The sequence below is a fragment of the Pedobacter sp. MR2016-24 genome (assembly GCF_026239655.1).
In the GTDB taxonomy this organism is placed as follows: domain Bacteria; phylum Bacteroidota; class Bacteroidia; order Sphingobacteriales; family Sphingobacteriaceae; genus Pedobacter.
In genome coordinates, this window is sequence record NZ_JAPIVO010000007.1 from 264,817 (window position 1) to 286,074 (window position 21,258).

The 21,258-nt window shown below is 44.0% G+C and carries 20 protein-coding genes; 5 read left to right on the plus strand and 15 right to left on the minus strand.

The window, feature by feature from the left end; all coding sequences use genetic code 11:
• Positions 1 to 8: 8 nt before the first annotated feature.
• Positions 9 to 3,224, minus strand: a complete 3,216-nt coding sequence (locus OQX62_RS19735; protein WP_265833356.1) for a SusC/RagA family TonB-linked outer membrane protein — start codon at positions 3,222 to 3,224, stop codon at positions 9 to 11.
• A gap of 244 nt (positions 3,225 to 3,468) precedes the next feature.
• Between OQX62_RS19735 and OQX62_RS19740 the strand changes: the two genes are divergently transcribed.
• Positions 3,469 to 4,104, plus strand: coding sequence for a TetR family transcriptional regulator (locus OQX62_RS19740; protein ID WP_265833357.1), 636 nt, complete (start codon positions 3,469 to 3,471; stop codon positions 4,102 to 4,104).
• On the opposite strand, the gene OQX62_RS19745 is transcribed toward OQX62_RS19740, so the two are convergent.
• The 4 genes from OQX62_RS19745 to OQX62_RS19760 all read right to left on the minus strand — a co-directional run bounded on the left by OQX62_RS19745 (position 4,063) and on the right by OQX62_RS19760 (position 5,467).
• Positions 4,063 to 4,323 (minus strand): CBU_0592 family membrane protein, encoded by a 261-nt coding sequence (locus tag OQX62_RS19745; RefSeq protein WP_265833358.1) that lies wholly within the window; start codon positions 4,321 to 4,323, stop codon positions 4,063 to 4,065. The two genes, OQX62_RS19740 and OQX62_RS19745, sit on opposite strands and share 42 nt — an antisense overlap.
• Before the next feature lie 135 nt (positions 4,324 to 4,458).
• Positions 4,459 to 4,929 carry an SRPBCC family protein gene (locus OQX62_RS19750; RefSeq protein WP_265833359.1) on the minus strand — a complete coding sequence of 157 codons (471 nt, stop codon included), beginning with the start codon at positions 4,927 to 4,929 and terminating at the stop codon, positions 4,459 to 4,461.
• 11 nt (positions 4,930 to 4,940) lie between these two features.
• On the minus strand, positions 4,941 to 5,243 hold the full coding sequence (locus OQX62_RS19755; RefSeq protein WP_265833360.1) for a type II toxin-antitoxin system RelE/ParE family toxin: 303 nt from the start codon (positions 5,241 to 5,243) through the stop codon (positions 4,941 to 4,943).
• Positions 5,243 to 5,467: a hypothetical protein gene (locus tag OQX62_RS19760; protein WP_265833361.1), complete on the minus strand. Its 225-nt coding sequence runs from the start codon at positions 5,465 to 5,467 to the stop codon at positions 5,243 to 5,245. The genes OQX62_RS19755 and OQX62_RS19760 overlap by 1 nt, the downstream gene beginning before the upstream one ends.
• A 186-nt stretch (positions 5,468 to 5,653) precedes the next feature.
• On the opposite strand from OQX62_RS19760, the gene OQX62_RS19765 reads away from it, so the two are divergent.
• On the plus strand, positions 5,654 to 5,836 hold the full coding sequence (locus tag OQX62_RS19765; RefSeq protein WP_265833363.1) for a hypothetical protein: 183 nt from the start codon (positions 5,654 to 5,656) through the stop codon (positions 5,834 to 5,836).
• Positions 5,837 to 5,916: 80 nt separating this feature from the next.
• Here the strand turns inward: OQX62_RS19765 and OQX62_RS19770 are convergent, their stop codons facing one another.
• The 8 genes from OQX62_RS19770 to OQX62_RS19805 all read right to left on the minus strand — a co-directional run bounded on the left by OQX62_RS19770 (position 5,917) and on the right by OQX62_RS19805 (position 17,444).
• Entirely contained in the window at positions 5,917 to 6,870 is a 954-nt protein-coding gene (locus tag OQX62_RS19770; protein WP_265833364.1) for a hydroxypyruvate isomerase family protein, read from the minus strand.
• Between the two features lie 27 nt (positions 6,871 to 6,897).
• Positions 6,898 to 7,902 (minus strand): FAD:protein FMN transferase, encoded by a 1,005-nt coding sequence (locus tag OQX62_RS19775; protein WP_265833365.1) that lies wholly within the window; start codon positions 7,900 to 7,902, stop codon positions 6,898 to 6,900.
• 21 nt (positions 7,903 to 7,923) lie between these two features.
• The gene (locus tag OQX62_RS19780; RefSeq protein ID WP_265833366.1) at positions 7,924 to 9,243 is read right to left on the minus strand and encodes a Gfo/Idh/MocA family protein; all 1,320 of its coding nucleotides are present in this window, start codon (positions 9,241 to 9,243) and stop codon (positions 7,924 to 7,926) included.
• Positions 9,244 to 9,259: 16 nt separating this feature from the next.
• A complete protein-coding gene (locus OQX62_RS19785) occupies positions 9,260 to 10,249 on the minus strand; it encodes a formylglycine-generating enzyme family protein (protein ID WP_265833367.1) in 990 nt (329 codons plus the stop codon).
• The gene (locus OQX62_RS19790; protein ID WP_265833368.1) at positions 10,250 to 12,127 is read right to left on the minus strand and encodes a RagB/SusD family nutrient uptake outer membrane protein; all 1,878 of its coding nucleotides are present in this window, start codon (positions 12,125 to 12,127) and stop codon (positions 10,250 to 10,252) included. It lies immediately after the preceding gene.
• Between the two features lie 25 nt (positions 12,128 to 12,152).
• Positions 12,153 to 15,662 (minus strand): SusC/RagA family TonB-linked outer membrane protein, encoded by a 3,510-nt coding sequence (locus tag OQX62_RS19795; RefSeq protein WP_265833369.1) that lies wholly within the window; start codon positions 15,660 to 15,662, stop codon positions 12,153 to 12,155.
• Positions 15,663 to 15,761: 99 nt separating this feature from the next.
• Entirely contained in the window at positions 15,762 to 16,787 is a 1,026-nt protein-coding gene (locus OQX62_RS19800; RefSeq protein WP_265833370.1) for a FecR family protein, read from the minus strand.
• Between the two features lie 90 nt (positions 16,788 to 16,877).
• A complete protein-coding gene (locus OQX62_RS19805; RefSeq protein WP_265833371.1) occupies positions 16,878 to 17,444 on the minus strand; it encodes an RNA polymerase sigma factor in 567 nt (188 codons plus the stop codon).
• A 445-nt stretch (positions 17,445 to 17,889) separates the two neighbouring features.
• Between OQX62_RS19805 and OQX62_RS19810 the strand changes: the two genes are divergently transcribed.
• Both OQX62_RS19810 and OQX62_RS19815 read left to right on the plus strand, forming a co-directional pair.
• Entirely contained in the window at positions 17,890 to 18,414 is a 525-nt protein-coding gene (locus tag OQX62_RS19810; protein ID WP_265833372.1) for a hypothetical protein, read from the plus strand.
• 78 nt (positions 18,415 to 18,492) lie between these two features.
• Positions 18,493 to 19,080: a hypothetical protein gene (locus tag OQX62_RS19815; RefSeq protein ID WP_265833373.1), complete on the plus strand. Its 588-nt coding sequence runs from the start codon at positions 18,493 to 18,495 to the stop codon at positions 19,078 to 19,080.
• A 107-nt stretch (positions 19,081 to 19,187) separates the two neighbouring features.
• Here the strand turns inward: OQX62_RS19815 and OQX62_RS19820 are convergent, their stop codons facing one another.
• A complete protein-coding gene (locus tag OQX62_RS19820; protein ID WP_265833374.1) occupies positions 19,188 to 19,817 on the minus strand; it encodes an NAD(P)H-dependent oxidoreductase in 630 nt (209 codons plus the stop codon).
• Positions 19,818 to 19,912: 95 nt separating this feature from the next.
• Here OQX62_RS19820 and OQX62_RS19825 point away from each other — a divergent pair, with 95 nt between their 5' ends.
• A complete protein-coding gene (locus tag OQX62_RS19825) occupies positions 19,913 to 20,269 on the plus strand; it encodes a winged helix-turn-helix transcriptional regulator (protein ID WP_265833375.1) in 357 nt (118 codons plus the stop codon).
• A gap of 36 nt (positions 20,270 to 20,305) precedes the next feature.
• Here the strand turns inward: OQX62_RS19825 and OQX62_RS19830 are convergent, their stop codons facing one another.
• Positions 20,306 to 21,250, minus strand: a complete 945-nt coding sequence (locus OQX62_RS19830; protein WP_265833377.1) for a hypothetical protein — start codon at positions 21,248 to 21,250, stop codon at positions 20,306 to 20,308.
• Positions 21,251 to 21,258: the final 8 nt, after the last annotated feature.

The window sequence follows — 21,258 nt, forward strand, 5'->3', positions numbered from 1 at the left end:
TGATAGGGTTATGAATTAAAGTCCAGGTTTAAACCAAAAGCATAACGGCGCTGGTACGGGTAAGCCGCAGCATCTGCTCCTTTGTTAATTGATTCCGGATCAACAAATTTCTTGATGGCAGAGAATTCATATAAATTTTCAGCCGTTGCGAACAAACGAAGGCGGGAGATGCTGAACTTTTTGGTCCATTGTGAAGGAAAGGTATAACCCAGGGAAACGTTTTTGATACGCAGGTAGGCGCCATTCAACAGATATTTGGTCTGCGGGATGTCCAGTCCGGACCCATAATTGGCATCCGCAAGCCACGATTGTAATACGGGGTAATAAGAATCAGTATTGGCATCGGCCAGGCCGGCAGCGATATAGGAAGCCGAATGCTTGGCACGTTGCTCCGGCGAGTCGGCCACTGCACGGTAGTAGTCCAGGTTCCATGGATACACATTGGCATAAGGCTGCTGGTATGGTCCCCAGAACAAATAATTATGCGGATAGAAGTCACGCTTTAATACGCCTTGCAGGAAAACTGAAAGGTCAAATCCTCTCCAGTCCATATTCAGGTTAGCACCCACCGTATAGCGGTCGGTACTGTTACCTATCACTTTCATATCTTTAGGATCGTTGGCACTCAGCCCTTTCTCTATCTTACCATCGCCATTCAGGTCTTTATATTTCGGCCAGCCATTTACGATTGATAATGCACCCCAGGGAACAATTGCGCTCTGATCAAGCGCCGCAATTTCTGCGGCATTTTGAAACAGTCCATCATTTTCAAGTCCCCAGATTTCTCCGATAGTTTGTCCTTCACGGAATCCGGAAAACAGCTGCTGTTCGTTTTTAAAACGTGTAATCTTCGATTTTGAATCGGAAACAAACACTTTCGCATCAAAACTGAAGGGTTTATCACCCAGGTTGAACCTGTCTTTATAGCTTACCGAAAGCTCCCATCCCTTTGTCCGTAAATCGGCCGAATTTTGCTTAGGTACACCCGTACCCAATACTCCAGGTAACTCCTGACCAGCGGTCAGCATGCCTTTGGTATCACGAATAAAGTAATCAAAAGTGAAAGAAAGCTTGTCATTCAGCAAGCCGATATCAGTACCCATATTCCAGGTAGATACGCGCTCCCAGGTATAAGTTTGCGGATCTACAGTTAATCCGGGAGCTCCGGTGATGACCTGATTTTGTCCGGCCCCACCAATCAGGTACGGTGACGTTCCTGTTGCCAGCGATTGAATATAGTTAAAGTTGCCCACGTTCTGGTTCCCCAGTTCACCATAGGAAGCTCTTAATTTGAAAGTGGACAGTACTGGTGCCAGGGGTTTGAAAAACTCTTCCTGGCTGGCTATCCACGCAGCTGATCCGGACGGGAAGAATCCCCAGCGGTTTTGTACAGGGAAGCGTGATGAACCGTCATAACGACCTGTCGCTTCCAGGATATACCTGTCTTTGAAGGTATAATTTAATCTTGAAAATGCAGAATTGGTAGCGTAAGCTGCGTAATCGCCATTTGCCGTTGCAGCGCCGCTGGCTAAGGATAAGTATGGCAATAGAGATGAAATCAGACCGTCTTTAGCCGCAGTAGCCGTAGCATAACTGTAATCTTCGCTATTAAAACCAACCATCGCACTGAAGGCATGATCGCCGATCGTTTTCCTGTAGGTAGTATATACGTTGAAAGCATTATTATACAGGTAACTATTGCTTTCACTCACGGAACCTATGCCTCCTTCTTCCCGCACATCATTGGGACCGTAACCTATTTTATATTTCCGGGCGTCCATATGCGTTTTCCATAATTCACGCTTGAAAGATGCATCAGCATTTACCTGCAGGTCGCCGTTTAAAAACAGTGCAGTAGCGCTGGTAATGTTCTGGAATCCCACCATATTCTGGAGATTAATTCCGCCATCTACCAATTTGGCTGCAAGCCGGCCTGTGGTATTGTTAGCCCAGGTGCCATCAGGGTTTTTCACCACATCTGTAGGCCTCAGGTAATAGATATCCGTTAAGTTCGAGTTCGGCAGCGCTCTTTTCGTTTCGTATACGTTGGTGTTATTGTCTAATTTCAACCAGGAAACAGGCGAGAAACCTACGCGTGATCTCAGCCCGTGACGGGCAAAGTAATCATCGGTTAATTTATTCAAACCGTTGTCTTTGCTATAATCTGCAGACAGGTAATAGGTTAAAGGTTTTTCATTGATGGTGGCTCCGCCAGACAGGGTTAAGGTATGACTGGTAGACATACTGGAGTTGTTTAGGAAGTAATCATACCAGTTGTTACTGCCCATATAGTCCCATTTAGTAGGATCATTGGGATTGATCCTTGTATCAGGAATAGCAGGGTTATCAGAGCGTTCTTTTGCCCAGCGATAGTATTCGTCTGAATAATTTACATAATCCCAGGGCGTATTATCGGTAGATGTTTCCAGTACCCGCGAGAAAATATATGGATCTGTTACTGGTTTTGGAAGCAAAGTTGGTCTTCCGAATGAAGTGAAAGTATTATAACTGACTACATTGTGGCCGGCCAGCCCTTGCCTTGTAGTAATGAGGATAACGCCAAATGAAGCCCTTGCACCATAGATAGCTGCCGATGCGGCATCCCGTAATACTGTAAATGAAGTAATATCTGAAGGCGTTAACCTTAGCATATCGTCGTTACTTGTTGCAGGGATTCCATCAATCACAATGAGTGGTGATCCGCCGTTGATGGAGGTAAAACCCCGGATATTGATATTGGGCACAGCTCCCGGTCCCCCACCAGCATAGGTGATGTTCAAACCGGGACTTATCCCCTGCAAACCAGCGGCAGCACTAACCAGGGGTCTGGATTCCAGCTGTTTTCCAGAGATCTGGTCGACTGCACCTGCGATGTTTATTTTTTTCTTGGTACCAAAACCGACCACCACTACCTCGTCAAGGTTCGCATAGTCGGATGCCATCTTTACATTAATTGTTGTACGGGTGCCTACGGTAATTTCCTGCTGTTTATAGCCCATATAGGAAAACACCAGAACCGAGGTTGATTTCAGATCACTGATGGTGTATGCGCCATCGATGTTGGTAGCAAGGCGCACATTGGTTCCTTTTACATTTATGTTTACGGCAGGGATAGTCTCTCCTGTTTTTTCATCAGAGACCACGCCTTTTACGGCGATGCCCTGGGCAAAGACAGATGCTGAGGTGAACAGGAGGAAGAGCATCCAAAGTAGTTTTCTTTTCATAATGATTCATTTTTTTTAGGGTCATGAAGCTTTTTCAAGCTTCCGGAGGTGTGATATTGGTGTGTGCAAATGATTGGCTTTTGATTTGACATGTCTTTTAACGGCAGTAAAATTGCCTATATCATGTTAATGGGAGGTTACCAAAAAATTAAAAGATTAATTGAACATACAGTCAATCTATTATTATTTGGATTTGCAGATTTCTTTTCAGTAGTTTGTCGAATCCAAATAATAACGGAACGAAATGGGGAGAAAAAGTCTTAAGGAAACAAGACAACAGGAGATTATCAAGATATTCTATAAGGTTGCGAAAAAGGAAGGTTATGAAAATACCTCCATAGCGAAGATTGCCAAAGTGATGGATATTAATCCCAGCCTGATTATACACTACTTTGAGACCAAGGAAGATTTAACTTACGCCCTGATTGATCATATACTGGACAGGTACCTGTTGATTTATACGATCAAACACCGGGAGCAGGTAACGCTGGAGGACTTACAGCATACGATAGAGATGTTGTTTTCAAAAAAATGGAATCTGCTTTTTGATGATGGTCTGTTCTACACTTTCTATGCCCTGTGTTTCCGTGAAAAAAGAATAAAATCCAAATATAAAGTGATCCTGGATTCGCTGCGGGCAGGTTTGGCGACAATGATTGAACAGTGTAATGCCGGGGGATTAACAACAATAGCAGATCCGCAAACTACCGCTGATTATATTTTTGTGATGGTAGACGGTGCCTATTTTTACCTGTCGCTCGAAAGTGATAAAGTAGCCTATGCAGAACGACTGGATTATTACAAGCAAAAGGCGTATGAAACTTTAGGTATTGCACACCTACTGTTTGCTACCTCTCCTGTTCCAGAACAATCTGCCTAATGTGAAGATGCCGATAAACATCCAAAGTAAGTTCGCTGCTGCATTGGGAAGATCGCTGGCGTCTATAGCGGTGACGCTGAGGCAAAATCCACCGAAGATATTCAGTAGCTGGAAAGCCAGAGATTCTGCACTGATCATCTTGGCACTTACTAAAAGATAACCTAAGGTACATAATAGAGCCCCCAGCCAGCCTATACTGGTCAATACTGTTTTTGGCATTTTAGTAATTTATAAAATGCAAAAATAGAGATTGCTTGTTAAGCTATTGTGAAGTTATGTGTTATGCACCTGAATTTGTTGTAAAGCTGAAGAGTAGAATAAAATCATCAAGCCATAGGATTGAAATACAACATTTCAAGGAAGAATTTTATTATTCTGATTTTCTGCATACTCCTTTATGATGGTATTACGATTGATCAGCAGCTCTTTCATATATTTCTTAAGAAAAAGGTAATCAGCAATCTTCCCCAGAATTCCTAACGGCGATGTATAAGAGAAAATATCAATCATATTTGTTCCGTTACCTGCGGGTTCGAATTGATGTACGTGCTGGAATGATTTGAATGCACCTTTAACCATCTCATCAGTAAACGAATTTGGTTTATCGAACGTAGTAATCCTGGACGTCAGCTCCTGAAAAAAGCCGAAATGTTTAGCGCGCCAGGTAACAGATTCACCAAGTTCTATCAATCCAGACATTCTACCGGCCACAACTTTTTCATGGGTATGCTGTGTAGAAATCTGGTGTAAATCGATGTTTCTGGAAAGATCAAATAAGATCTCTGGTTTTGCATGAATAAATGTAGTTAGATATATTGTTGGCATAGATGGTAGTATTAAAGAAAACGCCTATTCTTCTTCAAACTTTGCCTGTTATCGATAAAAGTCACTAGTTCAAGCAAACCTTTCTTAGGTTTTATCCGGTAAATTACCGAAATATGGGGAATAATTACACCAATATAAGTATTTTTAGTTTTGTAGGTTCTGCGAGCAATAAAAGGTTCAGCACCCAAAATGTCGAGATATTGGAATACTTTAGCAACAAACTTGTCAACTTCAGTCTGAGTCCAATTATTTCTGAGATAATCGATATTTCGCTGAAAAGTTTCACCAGCCTTTTGGGACCAAATGATTGTCATTATTTATATCCAAATCTTTTCTTTGCCTCTTCGTGACTAAAAAAATTTCCGTTGTCAAGCTGATTCAATCCTTCTGTAACATCATTCTGCTGACCCTTACTTAAGCCATCAAACCAATCCATGTCTCTGCTATTAATAAGTGATTTAATATCTTTGATAAGATTAACATCATTAGAATTGATAATCTGCTGCAAAACATTAAGTTTCTCTGCCTGTATATTCATAAGAGTAAATTTAATGAAAATCTAAATAGAAACGAAAACTGTTCTTTGATATTTTTGCTAACCAGACATTTTAAAGATGCAAATGTTCGATTGTTTTGCAATTATTGGCAATTGTAAATGGAGATCGTTAGTATGCATTACAAAACATAAGAATTAACCGTAATTTAGCGTATTAAACTCTTCAAGATGAACTATTCAGAACTGGCATTTACTGATGCCATCAAAAATTTGCAAGACCGGCTTGGAAGCAGACTGAGTTACGAAAGAATGGAGAAAGCAAGCTTCGTGGATGGTTTAACGGATTATGAGACAGGATATATTGCTCAGATTGACAGTTTCTACCTGGCATCTATAGGAGAAAATGCTTAAAACACTGAAAGAAAAGCTTAAATAGTATTTTCGCATCATCTTAAATGCCTTACTTTCTACTCAAATAAAGCGATCTGATCCTACATGAAGCTGTCTTCTTCCCTATAGGCCTGAATCACGCGCAGTTCTCCGGCTTTACCAGCTAATGAATTGCCGTGCTCCATCCCCATTACCCCTTTGTAACCTTTCTCATAGAGGTGCTTGAACAAGTTTTTATAGTTGATCTCTCCGGTGGTAGGTTCCTTTCTGCCCGGATTATCACCAATCTGTATATAGGCAATTTCATCCCAGCAGCGGTCGATATTGACCATCAGGTTACCTTCTGTTTTTTGCATATGGTAAATGTCATACAGGATTTTACAGGAAGGGCTGTTGACGGCTTTACACAAACTGTAAGTTTCATGCGTCTGTTGTAAGAATAACTCTGGTGTATCACTTAAGGTCTCCAATACCATGATCAGGCCATGAGGCTCAAAGATTTCGGCACCAGCACGCATGGCATCTACCACATTAGCCATTTGCAGACCGTATGGCAGCTTCCTTTCATAAAAGCCGGGTACAACTGTCAGCCACTTGGCGTTACAGCGTTTGGCGGCCTCTACGGAGTTTTTACAGGTGGCTATAAATTTATCTTTGAACTCCTTTTTTCCGGTAGTGAGTGAAGTTTTCCAGTTGTCGCCTCCATCCACAACGAACACCCCCATGCGCATACCAAGCTTAGCGAGCAGGTTTCCTATTTTTTCCTGTTCATCTTTAGCACGACCGAGGTAACCATTGTCTTCAATGGAGCGGAAACCCTGATCATACATAAACCTGATCTGGTCGAGGAAGTTTTTGCCGGCATGACCGGCGAACATCCCCTCATGAGGGGCATAATCCATGTTGAAGGTTTTACCGGCTGCTGTACCTGCGTCTTGATTTCTCAGGGCATCCTGACTAACCAGGCCTGCAGGGTGAGTACCAGCCAGCGCCGGAGCTGCCAGTACAGTACCGGTTGCAATCAAACTATGTTTTAGAAAATCTATCCTGTTCATATCTAATTTTATTAATTGTTCGCCGGTCTAATTTACCAGCATTTTTTTAAATCCCACGGTCATCGTGTCTTTTATTGCCTGACCTTTCCGCTGATAGATCATATAGGCTTCCATATCTTTTCTGGCCTTTACAAAAGCCAGTGCTTCTGGCACAGTCATCGCCATCAGGGCATTGTCGTAGCCATCAGCAGTGATGGCATCTTTCGCAAAAACAGTCACGCTGATCATTTCGGTATCCAGTGGAAAACCTGTCTTCGGATCAATCAGGTGAGAGATTTTTCTGCCACCAAACTGCAGGTATTTCTGGTAGTTACCAGAGGTGGTCAGCGCCGCATTTGTAAAGCCGATGACGTGTTTGATCTTTACTCCGGATGCGTCATTTTCCAGTGGTCCTTCTATCCCAATCCGGAACATATTGCCATCCGGTTTTACACCCCTTACCCGGAGCTCCCCACCAATTTCCACGACAAAAGAACTGATGCCTTTACGTGCTAAAAAATCAGCAAGGAGATCAACAGTGTATCCCTGGGCAATCCCGTTAAGGTCGACCGTTACCTCCGGCTTCAGCTTGTTCAATTGCATTCCTGTCAGCTGTAAATGCTCCATCCCGACGTTCTCTAACAATCCCTTCACTGCAGCACTGTCTGGAAATTGCTGCAGACCATCGGGACCGAATCCCCAGGCCCTTACCAGCGGTGCAACGGTCACATCAAATTTGCCACGGGTGTCTTTTGAAATCTCAAATGAGCGTTCCATTACAGCTTTAAAATGCCGATCGATCATTAAACCTTTTGTTGAGTGATTAAATGTATTGATTTGAGAATAAGATTTATATAGTGACATAGAAGAATCTACCAACGACAAAAGGCTGTCTATTTCACCTTCAGACACCTTGAGCTTTACAGCAAAGTACCTGATAGAATATTCCGTTCCCTGCGCAAAACCACGAAGCACAAATTGCTGCTGCGGCTCCTCTTTTACAAGAAGAGCCAGCAGCAAACTGAAGCATAAAAGGACGGTCCTGATCAACACTTTTTCGCTGAATTTATGTTTTTAAATCACCTTAGTTTTTCCCGGAGTCGGAATCGGATACAATCCATTTGCATCTGGCAGCACCTTCGGCTGTGCCGTCCAGCTGAGTGTTTCCGGCATCAAACTATTGTCTGCTTTTAGTGCTTCATCCCACTGGATTGTCTGTCCCGAGTAGGTAGCATAACGACCAATGATGGCAGTGAAACAGCTCTTCGCCGCACGTTCTGCATCGCTGAATTTATACTCCCCTTTTGCTACCGCTGCAAAGAGTTCATCGTGCTCTGTCTGGTATGGATTTGCATTGCCTTTGGAGGGATGGTTATAGAGCGCTTTGCCGGTATGGTCCCAGAGTACGGCCTGGTTGCCACCTGATAAATAAGTGCGACCTTTCGTTCCCTGAAAGCTTTCATCTACACGATTAGCGGTACCTTCAAAATGACGGCACTGGCTATGGATCACGGAGCCATCTGCATAGGTGAGTTCTACAGAATGGTTATCATAGATCTCTCCATAATCTTTACCGGTTCTCCAGGCGCGGCTGCCGGTTCCCTGTACACTTACGGGATAGGCATTTTTAACCCAGTTGGCAATGTCAATGTTGTGGACGTGCTGTTCTACGATATGATCGCCGCATAACCAGTTAAAATAGTACCAGTTGCGCATCTGGTATTCCATTTCGGATTGGCTGGCCTGACGTTGTTTTACCCAGACTCCCCCACTGTTCCAGTACACCTGACCAGCGAAAATATCTCCTATGGCACCGTCCTGTATTCTTTTCAGTGCTTCGCGGTAATTGGCTTGGTAGCGGCGCTGTAAGCCGACTACCACGTTTAATTTCTTCTGTTTAGCTATTTCAGCGGCTGCAAGTACTTTACGGATGCCGGGTGCATCTACAGCTACCGGTTTTTCCATAAAGATTTGCTTGCCCTGTTTTACAGCTTCCTCAAAATGGATGGGACGGAATCCCGGCGGCGTGGTCAATAACACCACATCGGCCAGTGCCATGGCTTTTTGGTAGGCATCAAATCCCACAAACTGATGGTCTTTTGGGACGTCTACCTTGTTTTTAAATTTATCGGACAGCACTTTATAACTGCCGTCCAGGCGATCCTGGAAAGCATCTGCCATAGCCACCAGCTTCACATTTGCAGTGGTGCTTAAAGCCTGGAAAGCTGCGCCTGTGCCACGGTCGCCGCAGCCGATCAGGGCAATCTTAATCGTATCGTCTGCCCCGGAATGTCCTGTTGCAAAGGCAACCTGGCTTAAGAGTACACCCCCTGCCAGCAAAGCAGAGTTTTTGATAAATTCACGGCGCTTTTCGCGCAAATCGTTCGTGTTCATAGTCAATTTTTAATGATTAATAGTCAGGTATAAAAGGTTGGTCATAATAGGCAGTGATTTCCGCAGCTGTTGGCACCTTAAGCGGCCTGACGAGTCGCATTCCGACAAAGGGAGCCTCCGGGAACCACCAGTTACTTTTGGGGATCTGCGGATCGAGTTGTTTCCAGGAAGGATCTGAAGCCGCTCTAGCGGCTGATCTTAGGTCGCCGGCCTTATCTTCATAGGAACCACCCCTGATCACATGAGCGTAGAGCTTATCTGGTGTAGCCACAGGGTTCACAGCGCCTGCTTTTAGACGCGCATAAAAATCAGGAATATACTGATCGTAAGTCCACTCTGCTACATTGCCATACATATCGTACAAGCCCCATTTGTTGGGCTTCTTCTGCCCTACCGGATGGGTTTTACCGCCGCTGTTCTGGCTGAACCAGGCAAATTCTCCGAGCTGTTGCTCCTGATCGCCAAAAGCATAGTTGCCGGTACTTCCTGCCCGGCAGGCATATTCCCATTCGGCCTCTGTAGGTAAACGGTAAAATACGCCCGTCCGTTTATACAGCCATTTGCAGTATTGAATGGCATTGTAATGCGTCATCGCCAGTGCGGGATGGTTTTCTTTGCCCATCCCGAAGGTCATATCCAGGTAGGGTTTGGTGGGTCTTGTTACGGCATCCACCTCCGCCGTTACGGGACTGGTACTGTGGCTCAATTCAAAGTCCTTATAAAGGAATGGTTCATACAAATCCCAGGTCAGCTCATAACTCGCCATCCAGAAGGCATCCAGTTTAACGCGGTGTACAGGTTTTTCATCTGCCTTGCCGCTGGCGCTCCCCATCAGGAACTCGGCGGCAGGAATAGCCTCCATGGTGAAACTTAAAGCAGTACCGGTGATGTCCTGCTTGTAAGCGCGAAACTGCTGCTGCTGAGCTGCAACGTTTTTCTGCTGCGCCCCGACAATGACCGGGACAAGGAGCAGGACCTTAAGGATAGAGAACCATTTGATCTTCATTTAATAACCTGGGTTTTGTGTGAGTAAATTGTTTCTGTTGATTTCGTCGCGACTAAAAGGGCGGAAATAGATTTTGTCATCCCATCTCCGGTCTTCCTGAGCCGTCTCTGTTGTTGGTGTATAGGTGTAATCATACACCGAAGGGTCATAATGGTAAGGTGCCGACATGGTTTTACCGGGTTTAAACTTACCGGAAATCCTGATATAGGTGGTTTTACGTCCCAATACTGCCGGGGCAATCATCCAGCGGCGGGTATCATGGTAACGCTGTTCTTCATAAACCATTTCGATTCTTCGTTCCTGGCGGTAGGCTTCCCGCAGTTCTGCCTGACCGGTGACTGTCAACGCTGGCATTCCCGACCTGAACCGGATCCTGTTGAGCCATAATACAGCCTGATCCAACTGTCCCAGCTCTATACTCGCCTCAATGTAATTCATGACCGCTTCGGTATACCTGAAGAAAGGCCAGGGTACAAACTGTGGCATATTGGCATCTGCAATCGCCGGATCCGGATCTATAAACTTTTGGGTATAATAACCTGTCCAGCTGCCGTTCCAGTTCTCGATAGAACTGCCGCGGGTATCCAAACCCTTAAATGTAATCACGCTGCTGCCTTCCTGCAGATCGTACTCCCCTGTCTGGATCTGGTTGGCAGGATCTACATTGCCGGAGACCTTATCTCTTGGTTTCCATGCGGCACCGTCAAATAGAATAGTGGCATACATTCGCGGGTCGCGGTTCACATAAGGTGCCGCCTTTTCAGCTGGATTACTCCAGCTGAATTTAGTACCGTCCAGCATTTCATAATCATCCACCAGCAGGCCGATCGGTGTATTTCCTGCCCAGTTATGGTAACCATTTGGTCCGTTGAAACGACCATAACGCATATCATTAAGGCTGACAAAATAACGCGCCAGTATCAGTTCGGAGGCGGCACTGGCATCGATACCCGGTGCCTTACTTCCACCACCCATGGCAATACTTTTATAATTCAACCGCCCTTCTTCAGGAGTTACCTGAGCACTCAAATTCAGTTTATAACCAGTTCCCATATCAACCACAGCTTTAGCTGCAGCCTGCGCCGCTAACCAGCGCGCGTTACGGTCGCCCGTTAAATAACCCAGCAACTCCGGCTGTGCAAAACCTGTGATGACGGCCGACTTCCCCTTGACGGTCGGGATATCATGCAGGTCGCTCGCCGCATAGAGCAATACGCGCGATTTCAAGGCCATCGCAGCCAGTGCGGAAGTACGGCCTTTCTCCAGACTCTTGCCGGTCAGTAAGGTAATTGCAGCATCACAATCTTTGACGATAAAGTTGACGCACTCCTCATAAGTGGAACGTTTAACCGCAAAATTATCTGCCAAAGCATAGGCTTTATCCACCAGCGGAACGCCCCCATAATAACGCAGCAGCTGCTGGTAAAAGTAGCCCCTTAGAAAATGTGCCTGGCCCAGCAACTGGTCTTTCAGGCCCTGATCCGTAATGCCATTGTCTGTACCGGAAAGCTTTTCTATAGTGAGGTTACAGGCCCGGATTTTGATGTACATCGGGTTATATCCCCAGGTATCGTCCACCCAGCCCAGGGTTGTCGGATTGATGGTACCTGCATTCACCAGGTCGATCCCCCGGTTGGGGTGCGTAAACAAAGATTCGTCAGACACAGATGATAACATCTGCTCGCCGAAGCCGCCTACCCCTAGGCCATTGTAGATATCGCTCACAAAAGCCTGTGCCAGTGCCGGATCTTTCCACACCATTTCTGCCGGGATTTGTGTTGGCGGATCTACCGCAAGGAAGTCTTTTTTACAGCCTGTGGCCAGCAGCACCAGACAAGACAAGCTGAAGATGTATATAGAGTTGATGATTGGTTTCATAATATTTAACGCTTTACAATGCTGTTTAAAATGTTGCTTTGATACCTGTATTGATCACCCTTGCCTGCGGATAATACTGCGCACTGGCATTGGTTGACTCCGGATCCCATATCTTTATTTTATCCAGCGTCAATAAGTTAAGTCCGTTAACATAAACACGCAAAACAGATAGACCTATCTTTTTACACAGCTCTGGTGCCAGGGTATAACCCAGTTCTACATTCTTTAAGCGGATATAATTGTTACTGCGGATCCAGTACGTATTACGGCCGGCAATGTTGAGATCAGTAAAATAGGTTTGACCGCGGTTGGACAATCTTGGGAATTCTGAGCTGGGGTTTTCAATCGTCCACCTGTTGGTGTAGGACCATTCCAGGAAGTTCCCGATATCGCCCGACTCAGTTAACCCCACACTTTGTACACCACCCGCAGCGCCTTGTATCAGGGCAGACAAATCAAAACCCTTGTATTGCAGGTTCAGGTTAAAGCCCCCCGTAAATCTCGGTGTGCTGGTCTTGTCCAGCCTGATCTGATCATCGCCATTCAGTTTACCATCGCCGTTAACATCCTCAAACTTCATGTCACCGGGCAACAGCTTTCCTGTAAAAGCGCTATAGTCGATCCTGTTCGCATCAATCTCCGCCTGATCTCTGAATACCCCTGTATATTGGTAGGCCAGCTCTGTGCCTGTCGGCATCCCCGTAGAGCGTTGCCATTCGGGCGCACCCGGCGTTTCATCCCAAAACACGATATTGTTCTTAGAATAACCCCCATTCACGCTGATTCCATAATTCAGCTCTCCTACTTTATCGTTATAGCTCAGCTTGAACTCAAACCCTTTATTGTTTACTTTCCCTAAGTTTACCGGCGGAAGTTTGTCCGTAATACCAGAACTTCCCGGAACGGAGTTGGCCTGACTGATCAGAATTTTGGTACGTTTATTATAAAAATAATCCAGCTCCAGGCTTAACCGGCTGTCCAGAAAGGCAGCATCCAGACCAAAGTTGGCATTGTTGGCGACTTCCCAGCCAAAGCTGAGGTTGGGCACACGGCTTTCAAATAAGGTTTGTCCCAGCTGGTCGTTGATGACATAATTGCCAAAACCCACTGTACTTAAGTACTGGTACTCTGCGAGGGCATCGCCAAAATAGGCTTCAGCACCCATCTGACCCCACGAAGCCCTCAATTTCAGGTTGTTCACGAATTTTACATTGTCTTTAAAGAAATCCTCTTCAGACAGTCTCCATCCCGCAGAAACCCCGGGGAAGAAACCAAAACGTTTGTCTTCCGGAAATATATAAGATCCGTCTGCCCGCCAGAGGAACTCTGCCAGGTACTTCTCTTTGTAGTTGTAGCCTACCCTGCCGAAATAACTCAGGCGTGCACGTTTAAATAAGCTGTAAGGCTCGGTAGTAGGATTGGTGATCGTCTGCTCCCTGTCGCTTCCCGCAATGAGCTCCTGCAGGGCCGTAGAAAGGAAATATCGCCGTGAAGCAGAGAAAGCATCATTATCAACCTTTTCCTTAGTTACACCCGCCATCAGGTTGAGGGTATGGTTCCCTACTTTTTTGTCGTAATTGATTAGTCCCGTTAAGTTGATGGCCAGTTGTCCACCTGCCGTTTCAGAAAGGCTGGCATCGGTACGCTGAGAACGCACAGAACCTACCAGTACCGGCGTTACCCCGTCTGCCTCAAAGGTCTTCTTATCCCAGTCGTACAAGGTCCAGGGTGTTTGCCAGTTCTTTTGTCGTCCCGAAAACTTATCTATAGCCGCTGTACCAGTTAATTTCAATCCTTCTACACCCGGCACCAGGATTTCCACTTTGCCCGTCGACTGAAAATAATCCCTCGTATCACGGTTATAGCCGGTCAGGTCGGTCGTGATCACATAAGGATTAAATCCATACTCAATATCTCGTCCCGGTAAACCATTAGGCCATACTTCCTGCTCGGTAGGTTTCCCCCGCATCAGCATCCTGAAAATATCTGTAGCGGCTACTGTAGGGTAATTACGTGATTCTTCCCTGCCGGTAATCCCCAGGCTGGTGGTGACGTATTTACTGATTTTGGCCTCGAGGTTGACCCGCAGATCATACTGTTTATACCCTGTCGCGGATTTTTCATAATAACCGTCCTGATCCAGGTAACCCATCGAGATCAGGTATTTGATATTTTCTGCACCGCCATTGATCTGCATATTGTGGCGCTGTTGCGGCGACCATGTTTTTAGGGTAGTACCGAACCAGTCTGTATTGGGATAACGGAGCGGATCGGAACCGTCAACGAACTTCTGCACTTCATCCGGGCGGTAAGCGGCATTCACCGTTTCGCCATTGTCCGTCCGCAGATAAGCCCCTGTATTTTTAAAATCCTGCCAGGCCGCATTCCACTGGTTGGTAGGCAGACCCGCCCCGAAGATTTTCAGTTCATTCAGGATTTCTGCATACTGTGGTGAGGTAGACATTTTAGGTGTTCTTGTGGGCTGCTGCAAACCATAACTAAAATCGTATGATAACACTGGTTTACCCGTTTTACCCTGTTTGGTGGTGATGAGGATGACCCCGTTTGCCGCCCTTGAACCATAAATAGCGGCAGAGGCATCTTTCAACACCGATACACTTTCTATATCATTGGGATTGATCCTTTCCAGTCCCCCTGCCCTGTTGGGCACCCCATCGATAACGATCAGCGCATTGTTATTTCCGAGTGAGTTTACCCCACGGATCCGGATGGTCGAACCGTCATAGCCAGGTTCCCCGCCAGCCTGCACGGCCGTTACGCCGGGCAGGCGACCAGCGAGGGAATTGGAAAGATTAGCCGTAGGTGTTTTGGCAAGTTCTGACCCTTTCACAGAAGCTACTGCGCCGGAAACGACAGCCCTTTTTTGCGTGCCGTAGCCTACGACCAGGATCTCTGAGAGTGCCTGGCTATTTTCCAGGAGTTTGATATTGATGGTGGTTCGCCCACCGACCGGCACTTCCTGGCTTACATAACCCAGGAAAGAAAAGACGAGGGTTCCATTGTCAGGAACCTTTAAACTATATCGTCCATCGGCATCCGTACTGGCACCTATAGTCGTATTTTTTACTTTCACACTTACACCCGGCAAGCCGGCACCTTTGGCATCGGTTACCTGCCCTTTGATCACAATATCTGCATAACTGAGCTTAGGGCGCAGTACTACCAGGTTATCATTGAGCGACTGGTATTGCAGTCCGGTATCTTTTAACATCATTTCCAATGCCTCAGAGGTCATGATATTATGCTCCACCAGCGTAATCATTTTATTCAGTGGCAGGTCTTCCTCGCTATACAGCAGGCGAAAGCCTCCTTTGTCGCCCAGGATCAGCAGCGCATCCTTCAGCCTGACCTGCCTGAGTTCGAGGTCAACTTTTTTAAACTGAGAATAACCCGCAGCAGAGACCTGCAGGCAGCCGATAAATGATAAAATGAAGATCCAGTTCAACATTAATACTATCGTTTTTTTAGAAAAGCAGGCACAAGGAAGCTCCTTGTACAATCCTTTTTTTTTCATAGATTTGTCAATTTCAAGTTAAAAATCTGATAATGGTAGTGTTATGCTACCGTAGGAAGGATAAAGGGGAAGAATGTTTGCCGCATTCTCCCCTTTATATTAGTAAATGATCACGTCATATCTTGTCAGTTTAAAGGTGAATGGTTTGATTAATTGCATCGCTACCAGGGCTTCATTGATGGTCTCATTTTTAAACACGCCCGTGAAGCGATAATGCTTTGGTTGTTCGGAACGGATACTGATCTGGATGTTGAACCAGCGTTCCAGTCTGGGTTTCAGGTCTTCCAGGGTTTCATTTTGAAAAACCAGCTGGTTATCTTTCCAGGAAGTTTCCTCAATATATTCATCGTTACCAATTTTCACAGGTTCCACGTGGTTGATTACCATCGTCTTTTTTTCGGTGCTGAAGGCAAACTTCTCTGAGGGGTTTAAGGTGATTTTTTGTCCGGATTGGTCGTTGACCGACAATTCGATAGACCCCCTGATCAGTGTAGCTTCGGATTTTTGCTCTCCGGGATAGGCCTGGATGTTAAAAGCAGTGCCCAATACCTTCACAGAAATCTTTTCTGTATGCACAATAAAAGGTTGTGATTTGCGGTGGGCCACATCGAAAAATGCTTCTCCTGTTAAAAATACCTGACGGATTTTTTGCTGGTTAAATCCGGTATCATAAGACAGTTTACTGCCGGCATTGAGCCAAACGAGTGTGCCATCTGGAAGGACAACTTTTTTGCGGATACCCTTACCGGAAACGATGTGAGTGGGATGATCAGGCAATTGATCATTTTTCTGCCAGAGGCCGAAGCATAATAAAGCCAAAACAACAATCCCGAGCAGTATACCGGACAGGCGCAGAGAAGTATGTGTGTCTACATAAATCTCTTCTGCGGGGTTACTCGTAAAATCATTTTTGTATTTCTGCCGGTGCGAGGCATAGATTTGGGCAAGATCGGACTGCGGCACCTGACCGCCGGAATTATTTTCCCACAGTTCCTGTAAAAATTCCTCGTAATAAATCGCATCAGGATACTTTTCCATAAGCAGCCTTAACTGCTCAAGCTCTTCCTGAGTAGCTTCAGCAGCCATTTTCTTGCTGAGCAATGCGATGATTAGACTTTTATCCATACAGATGTCCGTTCTATTTATACCTGGTTGTACAGATAGGACACCATAATTTGAAAAACTCCCTAGTCTTTTTGAAAAAACAATTTAGCCTTACATCAAATTGAATTCAGCTTTGAGGATCGTACTTAGCTTTTTCACTGCAGTAACCAGGTGTGCATCTACCGTTTTCACAGAAATATTGAGAATGGTAGCTGTTTCCTTATAACTCAGGCCATCTTCCTTGATCAGCTTAAAAACCAGCTTACATTTATTGGGGAGGCTTTTGGTAGCACTTTCCAGTTTTTTCTTCAGCTCGTCATTAATCAGCAGCTGTTCCGGATTGTGCGCATCCAGGAGAATATCGATCTGAATGTCATCCAGTGATATCAATTCTTCTTTATTATTCCGGTTGAGGATATTTAACGATACATTCCTGGCAATAACCAGAGCATATACTTTGATATTATTGATCTCCAGCATCTTTAAACGGTTGCGCCACAAGGTAATCATCACATCACTTGCAGCTTCTTCGGCCAGCTCCCTTGATTTTAGGATGCAATAACAAAACCGGTACAACGAAGGAAACAGGTATTTAAAAAGTTGCTGATATGCACTCTCGCTATCGTACAAGGCTATATGAGTTTTCAAATCATCTAGGTCCGGCAAAGATTTGGGCATAAGGTATATAGTTGGTTAATCAAATTTAACAAATTAACCGAACCATCAAAATGTCAATCGTAACAATAAAGGAATTTCATTTAACTTTCATTAACTGTTAGACGCGATGAGCAATCTGCGGGATTAAAAATTTTTATCGGTTTAAGCTGCTGAAGATTGTATTTTGCTATGCTGTTGACTTATATTGATGTGGTCATTTAAACCGGGAATCAGTAGAAAACAGCATTTTCCATTTTCTTTTATATCTTTGTAAAAAAATACTACTATGTTATCTATCATACATATAGCACTCCACCCCATCTGCGACTTATCGTTGCCAGCGGTTTCTGGTATGAAATAATACCAGAATTATTAGTCAACAGGGGTTTCACCCGCATCAATATTTATTAATTATTAATAATCATTTGTAAGGTCTTTTTTTGCCTTGCGAATACAACATATCCTTATGGAGATCTTATACACTGTAGATGAGAAATATCTGCAAGCAGTACATGAACTGACTTTTGGCGAACTGCCTAAAGCGCTTCATTTATTTAACGAAATAATAGACACTGATCCTAATTATGCCAGGGCACATTATCAGTTAGGCTATTGTTATTTCTATGAATTTAAAAATTATCAAACGGCTGGATATCATTTTAAAAAATGTATTGAGCTGGAGCCGGCATTTCCTGATAGCTACATTGATTATTTGAGACTTTTAGTTACGCTCAAAATGCATAAAACTATCGCTCAGATTGCTGAAAAAGCAAAGCTGACACCGGGAGTACCATTAGTAGAACTCTATGAGCTACTCGGGAGTAATGCAGAACAACAACAGGACTTTAATACTGCAAAACAGCATTATGAAAAGGCTATGCAAGTCGCAATAAGTCAGGCAGAATTTGGGACGTTTCAGGAACACATCAAACGTATAGCTTTAAAACAGAAGTCGGCTGCTAAAATAACGTACGTTTATAAAGAAGAGTAATGGAATTCGTGATAACTTTGAGCTATATTACTGAAATGACAGAATACATAATTGGAATCAACTGAATAAAAAAGTGTAATGAACAGATACGAATACAAGAACCTGGTTATTGAAATTCTCAATGACCCATTGTTTACCTCTGGCTCCACTGATAATGTATTCCAATATTCGAAATGTTATTACGGGGGTGGTGCCCCTGAATATCAAACCTCAAAACATGGTATTAAAATCTATAGTGAAGGCGTACTTATAAATGATTGCATTGTTATTGGATCTGGAGGTGGAACGGGGATTTACGATAACTCCACAATTGTCAATTGTGATGAAGTTTTAGTATGTTGTTGTAATACAGTTTTCTGTTTGTCGCTGAGCAATCTTGAACTTAAATGGCAAACGATGGCTGATGAGGCGACTTGTTTTACTATTCATCAATTGGAAAACGACTATATAGTTTACGGAGAACTTACAATATCAAGGCTTGATAGAGAAGGAAATATTATCTGGAGCTTTGGTGGCGCTGATATTTTTGTTTCTATAGATAATGAGGATCCTTTTAAATTAGAGAGTGACCATATTGCATTAACAGACTTCAACAGGAATAAATATAAAATTGATTTCGATGGTAAGCTAATTAGTTATTGCACTTTTCAATTTGACCGCGGTTAATTTTAAGGATCCGCTACCCAAATTCAATCAGATAGTCTGATAGAATAGATTAGAAAAAAAAGAATAGCCTGCATCTTAACGAAGCAGGCCTGGTCATTTATGGTAAGCTAACTGATTACACTTGCAAAATCGTCCTTAGCCAATCTCACCTTCTTGAACTTCGCATACATGTCCTGCTCCTCATCACGGTAACCTAAAGCCAAAGTAACTACGGACTTTAACCCTTTCTCTTTCAGGTTCAGCAACTCGTCAAATTTATCCGCATCAAAGCCCTCCATTGGGGTGCTGTCTATCTGTAGATCCGCAGCCGCAATAAGTGCTGTTCCGAGCCCGATGTATGCTTGTCTCGCCGCCCATGTGAAATTAACCTCATCGGTTCGATTCAAGATACCATTGACTAATGCAGCCTTAAAATCGGCTAAAGCTTCAACAGGAAGACCTCGCTCACTCGCGATATGATTAATATAGGTTTCAATATGTTCTTCGGTTATTTTCTCAAAAGCAGCAAATACCAATAGATGAGATGAATCTGCAATTTGTCCATTGAAAGAACCTTCTCCAAGTTTATTTCTCAGTTCCTGGTTCTCTACAATAAAAAGGCGGTAAGGTTGCAATCCGGCAGAAGATGCAGATAGGTTTGTGGCTGCTATAATTTTGTTCAGATCATCGGCAGATACTTTGCGGTCGCTGTATTTCTTGGTGGCATAACGCCAGTTGAGACTTTCTATTAAATTCATTTTTATATTTCTTTTATGATGATCAAAGTTCTGAATATTAGTTTACTTTTGTCACTAAGAAACAAAAAGTAATGGTAACATACAGGTAACCACCTATGGCACAAATCACGAAACATCCCACTCAGGAATGTAAAAAATCTATTCAAGCCGTGCATGATGCGATGTATGTATTGGGCGGAAAATGGAAAATCTCAATTGTAGCATCTCTGCTGTTTGGACCAAGAAGGTATTCCGAGATACTTCGGGATGTAGTGGGAATATCCGGCAAGATGTTAAGCAGGGAACTGAAAGAAATGGAGACTAATCTGTTGGTTGACAGGATTGTTTCTGACACGCAGCCAATCACTGTGACCTACGAATTGACCAAATACGGTAAATCCATTGAACCGGTCATCATCACACTAGGAGAATGGGGTGAAACACACAGGAAATGTATTACCAGAAAAGACTAGAAACACACCTTTATTGCCCATCTATGCTGAATACATTTATTTCTGCCGGGTTCTCAATTGCATTGCAATGATCAAACCGGTGTTGTCAAATGTAGCCCTCACCACTTGTGCAGGCTCTGCATTATCATTGGCATAGGCATAATCAATGATCAGATAACTGACTTTATTAAGGAGTACTGCATCGTAATCATAAAGGTTAAAAGGTTCAGATTTGATTAATGACTTGATCGTTTTCAACATAGGTGCAGTCATCCTATCCCGGATTTGCAAAGAAATCAATGTTTTAGCACCGTCTTCATCTCCTTGGCTCAGTTTTACGACAAATTCGTTGAAATTTTTCATTGCTTTATCGAGTGCTGCAGCTCCTGTTACAGGATTTACCGGCTTTGCGGATTTCGACACAAAAACACTGATAGTATTCTTCGGACCTGCAAAGATTGGTGGCTCCTCATCCTTGTAGTTACTAAATAAGGCAAAAAGATCAACCATTAAGGTATCATTCGGCTTCCAGTACTCACTGCTCCTTAACCCGCCTTTCACATTCATTTTATGGAGATCGTTTAGGTTTCCGCTCTTTCTGCCTTCACCTATTCTCTGATGCAATTGATCAGCAAGCACCTGGTGTTTTTTGATCATCGCTTGCTGTAAGCCCAGCAATTGCTTTTTAGGCAGCTGTTCAAAATTGCTCAATTCCCATTCATAACTGATCCCATCAATTAAAGAGTCTTTACTGGTAAAGGTGTAAGTAACGACTAAATCAGGAATACCACTTTCCTTTCTTTTATAAGTTAATGGGGCTGACATTCCTTCTGGTATAACGAAGTCATCTTTCCCCACAAATAATTTACCACCCAATTTTTGCTCAAGATCAATGAATTCGCGCATATTTTTATCATGGATATTGAATTGAATATCCTGGGCAGAGGCATTGATGAAAAGAAACAGTAAGGAGATAAAGAGGGAAGAGCGTCGAACAAACATGAGCAAGG

What these genes read in the sequence shown, in the direction of transcription:
- OQX62_RS19735 (WP_265833356.1), bottom strand. Translation starts at nt 3,224, where the DNA reads ATGAAAAGAAAACTACTTTGGATGCTCTTCCTCCTGTTCACCTCAGCA.
- OQX62_RS19740 (WP_265833357.1), top strand. Translation starts at nt 3,469, where the DNA reads ATGGGGAGAAAAAGTCTTAAGGAAACAAGACAACAGGAGATTATCAAG.
- OQX62_RS19745 (WP_265833358.1), bottom strand. Translation starts at nt 4,323, where the DNA reads ATGCCAAAAACAGTATTGACCAGTATAGGCTGGCTGGGGGCTCTATTA.
- OQX62_RS19750 (WP_265833359.1), bottom strand. Translation starts at nt 4,929, where the DNA reads ATGCCAACAATATATCTAACTACATTTATTCATGCAAAACCAGAGATC.
- OQX62_RS19755 (WP_265833360.1), bottom strand. Translation starts at nt 5,243, where the DNA reads ATGACAATCATTTGGTCCCAAAAGGCTGGTGAAACTTTTCAGCGAAAT.
- OQX62_RS19760 (WP_265833361.1), bottom strand. Translation starts at nt 5,467, where the DNA reads ATGAATATACAGGCAGAGAAACTTAATGTTTTGCAGCAGATTATCAAT.
- OQX62_RS19765 (WP_265833363.1), top strand. Translation starts at nt 5,654, where the DNA reads ATGAACTATTCAGAACTGGCATTTACTGATGCCATCAAAAATTTGCAA.
- OQX62_RS19770 (WP_265833364.1), bottom strand. Translation starts at nt 6,870, where the DNA reads ATGAACAGGATAGATTTTCTAAAACATAGTTTGATTGCAACCGGTACT.
- OQX62_RS19780 (WP_265833366.1), bottom strand. Translation starts at nt 9,243, where the DNA reads ATGAACACGAACGATTTGCGCGAAAAGCGCCGTGAATTTATCAAAAAC.
- OQX62_RS19785 (WP_265833367.1), bottom strand. Translation starts at nt 10,249, where the DNA reads ATGAAGATCAAATGGTTCTCTATCCTTAAGGTCCTGCTCCTTGTCCCG.
- OQX62_RS19790 (WP_265833368.1), bottom strand. Translation starts at nt 12,127, where the DNA reads ATGAAACCAATCATCAACTCTATATACATCTTCAGCTTGTCTTGTCTG.
- OQX62_RS19795 (WP_265833369.1), bottom strand. Translation starts at nt 15,662, where the DNA reads ATGAAAAAAAAAGGATTGTACAAGGAGCTTCCTTGTGCCTGCTTTTCT.
- OQX62_RS19800 (WP_265833370.1), bottom strand. Translation starts at nt 16,787, where the DNA reads ATGGATAAAAGTCTAATCATCGCATTGCTCAGCAAGAAAATGGCTGCT.
- OQX62_RS19805 (WP_265833371.1), bottom strand. Translation starts at nt 17,444, where the DNA reads ATGCCCAAATCTTTGCCGGACCTAGATGATTTGAAAACTCATATAGCC.
- OQX62_RS19810 (WP_265833372.1), top strand. Translation starts at nt 17,890, where the DNA reads ATGGAGATCTTATACACTGTAGATGAGAAATATCTGCAAGCAGTACAT.
- OQX62_RS19815 (WP_265833373.1), top strand. Translation starts at nt 18,493, where the DNA reads ATGAACAGATACGAATACAAGAACCTGGTTATTGAAATTCTCAATGAC.
- OQX62_RS19820 (WP_265833374.1), bottom strand. Translation starts at nt 19,817, where the DNA reads ATGAATTTAATAGAAAGTCTCAACTGGCGTTATGCCACCAAGAAATAC.
- OQX62_RS19825 (WP_265833375.1), top strand. Translation starts at nt 19,913, where the DNA reads ATGGCACAAATCACGAAACATCCCACTCAGGAATGTAAAAAATCTATT.
- OQX62_RS19830 (WP_265833377.1), bottom strand. Translation starts at nt 21,250, where the DNA reads ATGTTTGTTCGACGCTCTTCCCTCTTTATCTCCTTACTGTTTCTTTTC.